Origin of the sequence: Lactiplantibacillus fabifermentans DSM 21115, from assembly GCF_000498955.2 — a bacterium.
Lineage (GTDB): Bacteria > Bacillota > Bacilli > Lactobacillales > Lactobacillaceae > Lactiplantibacillus > Lactiplantibacillus fabifermentans.
The window spans coordinates 85,764-92,773 of the sequence record NZ_AYGX02000083.1 but is presented as its reverse complement, the minus strand read 5'-3'; the positions used below and the strand labels follow the sequence as shown (position 1 = coordinate 92,773).

The following is a 7,010-nucleotide window of genomic DNA, read 5'->3' as shown; positions in this document are numbered from 1 at the left end:
GCTGATCTTTTTTGTCCGAACAGCGTTCGGATTAATTTTACAATCTACCATATGAAATTGTGTTTGAATATTTTCAATGACAGTTAGTCTAATCAAAAATAGCCATCAATAACCAACTACAAGAAAGGATCCGCCACTAGCAAATAGTGCGGATCCTTTCTTGTAGTTGTTCATATAATAAGTGTAATCAAGCGACCGCTTTTTGGCGCCAGCTGGTCCCGATACGAGCAACAGGTTAACCTGCTGGAGGTCAACGTTCGAAGACTTTTGTCTCATTGGCAATGTTTTGACGCAACTAATTATTAACCATTCCACAAATGTTCGCGACGCGCCTTGACGAGTACTAATGCTAACGTAACTAACATTAGTATCGTGACCGTCATAAACAACGTGGCGTACGAAAATTGTGCGACCATCATCCCGCCGAAGAGTGGCCCGACAGCCCGTCCAAGCGACAAGGCCATATTGAAGCGCCCTTGATATTTACCACGTTGCGTGGGCGCTGCCATATCATCGACCCACGCAGGCACGATTGGTAAGCCAATAACTTCCCCAATCGTTAGCACCACCATGATAATAATAAAATCAATATATTGACGGGCAAAGACTAGTCCTAAAAACGATAAGGCAAATAAGGTAATCCCAAACCCAATTTGGGTGCCAATTTTGAACTTTTCGTTGAACAAGGTCACAATCGGCTGACTCACAATAATGAGCAAGCCATTGATCGTCCAAACTTCACTGTAACTGCGGAACGGAATCCCTAAGTTTGTCATGTGGACCGACAACAAACTTTCCCATAAGGCGTAACTCATATAGATTGAAAAAATCATTAAGCAGATGGTCCAAATTAACTGGCGGTGACTGGCGGGCGTCGTATCGGTGCCCCGCTGTTTTTCCGCGTGGTCATCATTAGTAATTGAGTTGACGTCAACATTGAACGTGCTCAAAACAATCACCATCAAGCCAATATAACAAGCCGTCGTCACGGCAAACACGACATTAATCCCTAAGTCGAGTAAGTACCCGACGAGTAGTGTCCCAATCACGACCCCGACATTCAACGCTAAATACAACATGTTGAACACGTAGCGATTGGACTTCGTCGTGACCGTGGCCGCATACGAATTTACGACCGTCATACTAATCCCATCACCAAAACCAACGATAATTAACCCGGCGGCATATGGCCACAAGCTGTGCCAAAAAATTAAGGTCGCCAACGTCAACGTCGAAATGGTCCCGCCTAACAACGCCGTATAGTACGGCCGCCAATGGTCAAATAAGCGACCGCCAACATAATTACCTAAAATCATTGCCAAGGACATGCAAAATAAGACGATCCCTGAAAACGTTAAGGTTTGTTTCAAATAATTGTGCATGTAGACCGTCGTCAACGGCCACATGAACGCGGCGCCGGCGTTATTCAGCAAGTTCGCAATAAATAACCACCGTAGCCGGACTTCTTTTTGCATGCTGTCACCCGGAGTTTCTCTATAAATTAATGACGATCAATATTAGTCATCTTTAAAGGATCGACCCATTGATCGAAATCTTCGCCTTGAACATAGCCAGTCTTCAAAGCGGCGGTACGTAAAGTAGTGCCTTCTTTTTCAGCCAATTGGGCAATTTCAGCGGCATGATGGTACCCAATGTGTGGTGAAAGCGCCGTGACGGTCATCAATGACTCGTCGACTAATGCCCGCATCCGGTCCTCATTGACCGTTAAACCAACCACTAATTTAGTCGTTAAGCCTTCAATCGTCCCACTCAATAATTCGGTCGATTCCAAAAAGGCCGCGATAATTACGGGTTTGTAAACGTTCATTTCAAAGTTACCTTGGCTAGCCGCAAAATCAATGGTCGTATCATTGCCCATCACGCGCGCAGCGGCCATCGTCAAGGCTTCAATCTGGGTCGGGTTGACTTTACCCGGCATAATCGATGAACCCGGTTCATTGGCCGGAATCGTTAATTCGCCATACCCCGCCCGCGGGCCACTTGCTAAGAAGCGAATATCATTGCCAATCTTGACCAGGTCAGCCGCTAACGTTTTCAACGCGCCATGCACGACATTCAGTCCGGAATGGGCCGCCAAACCGGCAAAGTCATTATCGGCGGTGACAAAGTCCACCCCATAAGCCGCAGCCAGTTGGGTCGTCATATCAGTTGCAAAACTAGGCTGCGTATTTAACCCAGTTCCGACTGCCGTGCCACCAATCGGTAATTCTAACAGCGTTGGTGCTAATTGTTGCAAGTAGTGTAAATCATGTTGCAACATGCTGACCCAACCACTGACTTCTTGCCCAAAGGTCAACGGCGTCGCGTCTTGCAAGTGGGTCCGGCCAATCTTAACCGTCCGCCAATATTGCTGTTGCTTGACCGTTAAGGCTGCAATCAAAGCTTCTAACTGGGTTTCCAAAGGCTTTAAAGCTAACGTTGCCACGATATTCATCGCGGTTGGAAACGTATCGTTCGAACTTTGCGATTGGTTTAAGTCGTCATTCAGCAATACAGGTGTCGCCGGGTCAATTTTAGCCGCTAAGTGGGCTAAAACTTCATTGACGTTCATATTAGTCTGCGTCCCGGACCCCGTCTGATAAACGTGTAACGGGAAGTCCGCCATCAACGCCGCATCATCTAAGGCTAACAATTGACGCACGGTTTGTTCAATCACCACGGCTTTGGCCGGGGCCAACGTCCCTAATTTCTGATTGACTTGTGCCGCAGCTTGCTTAATTTGTAATAAGGCGCGAATCACTTGTACTGGCATTAACGCGCCGTGGGGGAAATTGTGGCGACTTCGCTCTGTTTGCGGGCCCCATAAAGCATCTGCGGGAATTTTAACCGGTCCTAGGGTGTCGGCTTCTTCACGATAAGTTGTCATCTAAAAAAATCCTCCTCAAAATTTTGTTATTATGTTTAAGTATACACGCTCAACGCGGTTGTGCCTACTGATGCGACTAGGGGTCCGCTTCCCCATTAAGATATAAATATTATTGGATAAATTCTAAAATAACCTTTTTTAATTCTGATTGTCGACTAGTCACCCTAATGATTGCTATAATATAAACAAGCGCGCCAAAACGGCTGATTTTACGAAAAGCGAGGTAGCAATATGTCGAGTAATAGCTTTGGTCTAGCGGCGGCCTTCCTAGTCATTTTATTGATTTGGATATATCAGCGAATCCGCATGCCAAAGATGCGTTCATTAGCCGGTTATATGTCCCGCCGCGCCATTAACAATGAAGAAACTTGGCGTTTTGCCCAACGATTTTATACAATGTTCGGCATCGAGATCTTCACGATCTTATTGCTCGGAGCGCTCATCGGGGGCGTCTTCAACATCACGTGGCTCCAAAGCGTTAACATGCAAGCTTTAGGACTAGGAATTGGCCTAATCTTGCAAGTTGTCGCCACGGAACGTGAATTGCGGCGCCAATTTCCTGATGACCCCCACTCTAAGCAATAAGTGCTTAATAATTGACCATTGAGCTCAAATGCTTAATATTGGTAATGGTAGCTTTTACAATTTTGAAACTTAATTCCAAATAATCATAAATATTCCTAGTAAAGAAGTGAAATTGATGAGTAAAGAAAAAATTGCCCTGTTCACCATTTTTGGTGGCACTGGCGACTTAGCCCGCCGGAAGCTCTACCCTTCATTATTTAATTTATATCGCAAAGGGTATCTGCAAGACCATTTTGCCGTCATTGGGACGGCCCGGCGCCCTTGGACCGATGAACATTATCACGAAGTCATTGCGGATTCATTAGCGGACTTAGATGTTGATGACGCCCTTGTACAAAAATTCGCCAGCCATTTTTATTATCAATCCCACGATGTGACTGATGTGCAACACTACATCACGTTGAAAAAGTTGTCACAAAAATTGGATGATCAATATGGCTTACAAGGTAATCGGATTTTCTATTTGGCGATGGCCCCGAACTTCTTTGGGACAATTGCCTCACATTTACGTTCCGAAAACATTTTAACGCCCAACGGTTTCAACCGCGTGATCATCGAAAAGCCTTTTGGCCGCGACTATGCGACTGCCAAGGAACTCAATGACCAACTTTCCGCAACTTTCAACGAAAACCAAATTTATCGCATCGACCATTATTTAGGTAAGGAAATGATTCAAAACATTCCGGCCATGCGTTTTGGTAATCAAATTTTGGAAGCTTTATGGAACCACGACTACATCGATAACGTCCAAATTACGTTGAGCGAAAAATTAGGCGTGGAAGAACGGGCCGTGTATTACGATAATAGCGGCGCGTTGCGCGATATGGTTCAAAACCATATTTTACAAATCTTGAGCTTATTAACGATGGAACAACCGGCTAACTTTGACGAAGACGGTGTCAACGCCGAAAAAGTCAAAGTCTTAGAAAGTTTGCATCAATATACCTCCGACGAAGTCTCAACGAATTTCGTTCGCGGTCAATACGGCGCGACTGATACCGTCACCGGTTATCGTCAAGAAGACAAGATTGAACCGGACTCAACGATGGATTCATTCGTGGCCGGTAAAATCATGATTGATAACGAACGTTGGTCTGGCGTGCCGTTCTACGTTCGGACCGGGAAACGGTTGAAAGACAAGTTCACCCGCATTGATGTCGTCTTCAAACAACCGTTAACGAATATTTTCCAAAATTTATCAGCGGAAAATCAATTAGCGACTAACGTTTTAACCATCAATGTTGAACCGGAAGCTGGTTTTGACTTACAAATGACTGGTAAACAAGTTGGTCAAGGCTTCGCCACCATGCCAGTCAACTTGCACTATCAACACGATGCGCAAGAATTAGCCGACAGTCCCGAAGCTTACGAACGTTTATTACATGATATTTTAAACGGCGATGCGACGAACTTTACACACTGGCATCAAGTTGCGGCTTCTTGGAAGTTCGTTGATGTTATTCAAAAGTATTGGGATGAACATCAACCGGAATTTCCTAATTACGCCCCTGGTTCGATGGGCCCACAAGCGGCCGACGACTTATTAACGCGTGATGATCGCCAATGGGTTTATAAGGATTAAATTAATTAATTTTGAAAAGTAACATAGCTGTTGTTGGTAATCGAAACTTTATTTGGTTATTAGCAGCAGTTTTTTTAAAGCTAAATGTAACCGAATTCAAAAAAGGAGTTTATTATGGATAACTCAGAAAAAGCCCAAGTCGACTTCGCAGCGTTGCGGGCCCAATTACCCCCTGAACAAATTGAGTGGATGGATAAAGTCTTTCATTCCCTACAACTGGCCATTGGTCAAAATGTCACTCGGCAAGCTTTGAACGACCAGGGCGTCGAAAATCCGGCGGTCGCCGCCGAAGTTAATGATATGGTGACCCAAACGATGGTTCAGTTTGGGTTCAATGTCACCGACTATACGCATATTCACTATCAACCTTTAGTCGATCCGCAAAGTGATCCAGACGAACAATTCACCGCTTATGCCACCGCCTACCGCGACGACTTGGCTGAAACTGAACGCCAATATATTGTCTTACCACGCCAAAAATAGTCTAAAAAAATCCGTTACAACTGCCACGGCAATTGTAACGGATTTTTTTATGACGGTTGTAATTGTTCACAAGTCGCAATCAGTTGTTTGATTCCCGCCGTCAGGTCCGGCAGCGATAACCCGGCAAACCCCAGCAAATAATAATCAGAACTCGGCATCGCCTGCCAGTTCGAATTCAACGGATACAGCCGGACTTGCACCGCGGCTAATGCCGTTAATAATTCATGCGGCGCGATATCGGGAATCCGAACGACAATATGCAAGCCGGCGCCCGTTAGAATCGGTTGAATGACCTTTTGGTGCCCCAATAACTTTTTAAGCAAATGATATTTTTGCCGATTCAACGCCCGGTTACGACTCAGATGCCGATAGTAGGCACCACTCGTGAAATAATTGACCATCGCTTGTTGCAACAGCCCCGCTACCATTGCCGAACGATATTGATATTGGGCGTGATAGGTTGCCACTAAATGCTCGGGCAAGACTAAGTACCCCATCCGCAACGTCGGGTCAATCCCCCGCGCAAAAGTCCCTAAGTACGCCACTTGGTCATCCGCAGCCAGCGATTGTAAGGCCGGAACTGGCTGCGTATCATAACGATACGCACTGTCGTAATCGTCTTCAATAATCAACCGTTGTTGGTCATGGGCCCATTGCAATAACGCCAGGCGTTGCGTGATGGGCATTGGATAGCCGAGGGGAAATTGGTGCCCAGGCGTCGTATAAACGACCTGTGGATTTTTGGCCGCAATCGCCGTTAACGAAACTCTCGTCGGCGTTACCGGCAATGCCACCGTCGTATGTCCATACCCCGCCGCCAAATCACTCAAGCCCCGATAACCGGGATTTTCAATGCCAACCGTGCCCCGCGGTAAAATGCTGAGCAACAAACTAAGCCCTTCTTTGGACCCATTCGTAATGACAATCTGCTCAGCACGACAAGTCACGCCCCGCGTCTGCCGCAAAAAACGCACTAATTCTTGCCGCAAAGCTAATAAACCTTGGGCGTCCGGCAGCATCGGCGGTTGATTTTCAGCTTGCCGCAAAGCTTCGCGCACCGCTTTTTTCCAACTATTCCAACTCGGGGATAACTGTTCCGTGATTCCATACCGAAAATCATATTTGACTGGTGGCGGGGTCGGCTGACACGTTACCGTTGGTTCAGATGTGTTGGCAGTTTTCGGCCAATGTTTTAAATCATGATAATAATACCCACTGCCCGGAACCGTATAAACGTAACCTTCCGCTAACAATTGGTCGTAAGCTTGTTCCACCGTTGTTTTGGACACCGCTAAGTTCTGAGCTTGTTTACGAATGGACCATAATTTCCGATTACCCATGGTCTGCGGGTCATAGCTGTCCCGCAATTGCTGATAAAGTTGTAAATATAATGGGGTGTTGGCATGGCGGTCTAATGGCATTTGCACAACTGTCCTTTCTTTTTATTTAAAATTGTCTATTTTTAACCTGACA

Annotated in this window: 6 protein-coding genes; 3 read left to right on the top strand and 3 right to left on the bottom strand. The window is 45.9% G+C overall.

What is annotated here, in order from left to right:
* Positions 1-302 precede the first annotated feature (302 nt).
* Positions 303-1,475 carry an MDR family MFS transporter gene (locus tag DY78_RS08220; protein WP_024623557.1) on the bottom strand — a complete coding sequence of 391 codons (1,173 nt, stop codon included), beginning with the start codon at positions 1,473-1,475 and terminating at the stop codon, positions 303-305.
* A gap of 26 nt (positions 1,476-1,501) precedes the next feature.
* The gene (locus DY78_RS08215) at positions 1,502-2,887 is read right to left on the bottom strand and encodes a class II fumarate hydratase (protein WP_024623558.1); all 1,386 of its coding nucleotides are present in this window, start codon (positions 2,885-2,887) and stop codon (positions 1,502-1,504) included.
* Positions 2,888-3,118: 231 nt separating this feature from the next.
* On the opposite strand from DY78_RS08215, the gene DY78_RS08210 reads away from it, so the two are divergent.
* From DY78_RS08210 to DY78_RS08200, 3 genes are all read left to right on the top strand, one after another.
* Positions 3,119-3,472 carry an SdpI family protein gene (locus DY78_RS08210; protein ID WP_024623559.1) on the top strand — a complete coding sequence of 118 codons (354 nt, stop codon included), beginning with the start codon at positions 3,119-3,121 and terminating at the stop codon, positions 3,470-3,472.
* Positions 3,473-3,587: 115 nt separating this feature from the next.
* A complete protein-coding gene (zwf, locus tag DY78_RS08205; RefSeq protein WP_024623560.1) occupies positions 3,588-5,054 on the top strand; it encodes a glucose-6-phosphate dehydrogenase in 1,467 nt (488 codons plus the stop codon).
* A 114-nt stretch (positions 5,055-5,168) separates the two neighbouring features.
* On the top strand, positions 5,169-5,537 hold the full coding sequence (locus DY78_RS08200; protein WP_024623561.1) for a hypothetical protein: 369 nt from the start codon (positions 5,169-5,171) through the stop codon (positions 5,535-5,537).
* A gap of 47 nt (positions 5,538-5,584) precedes the next feature.
* On the opposite strand, the gene pdxR is transcribed toward DY78_RS08200, so the two are convergent.
* On the bottom strand, positions 5,585-6,958 hold the full coding sequence (gene pdxR, locus DY78_RS08195; protein WP_024623562.1) for a MocR-like pyridoxine biosynthesis transcription factor PdxR: 1,374 nt from the start codon (positions 6,956-6,958) through the stop codon (positions 5,585-5,587).
* Positions 6,959-7,010 lie beyond the last annotated feature (52 nt).

What these genes read in the sequence shown, in the direction of transcription:
- DY78_RS08220 (WP_024623557.1), bottom strand. Translation starts at nt 1,475, where the DNA reads ATGCAAAAAGAAGTCCGGCTACGGTGGTTATTTATTGCGAACTTGCTG.
- DY78_RS08215 (WP_024623558.1), bottom strand. Translation starts at nt 2,887, where the DNA reads ATGACAACTTATCGTGAAGAAGCCGACACCCTAGGACCGGTTAAAATT.
- DY78_RS08210 (WP_024623559.1), top strand. Translation starts at nt 3,119, where the DNA reads ATGTCGAGTAATAGCTTTGGTCTAGCGGCGGCCTTCCTAGTCATTTTA.
- zwf (WP_024623560.1), top strand. Translation starts at nt 3,588, where the DNA reads ATGAGTAAAGAAAAAATTGCCCTGTTCACCATTTTTGGTGGCACTGGC.
- DY78_RS08200 (WP_024623561.1), top strand. Translation starts at nt 5,169, where the DNA reads ATGGATAACTCAGAAAAAGCCCAAGTCGACTTCGCAGCGTTGCGGGCC.
- pdxR (WP_024623562.1), bottom strand. Translation starts at nt 6,958, where the DNA reads ATGCCATTAGACCGCCATGCCAACACCCCATTATATTTACAACTTTAT.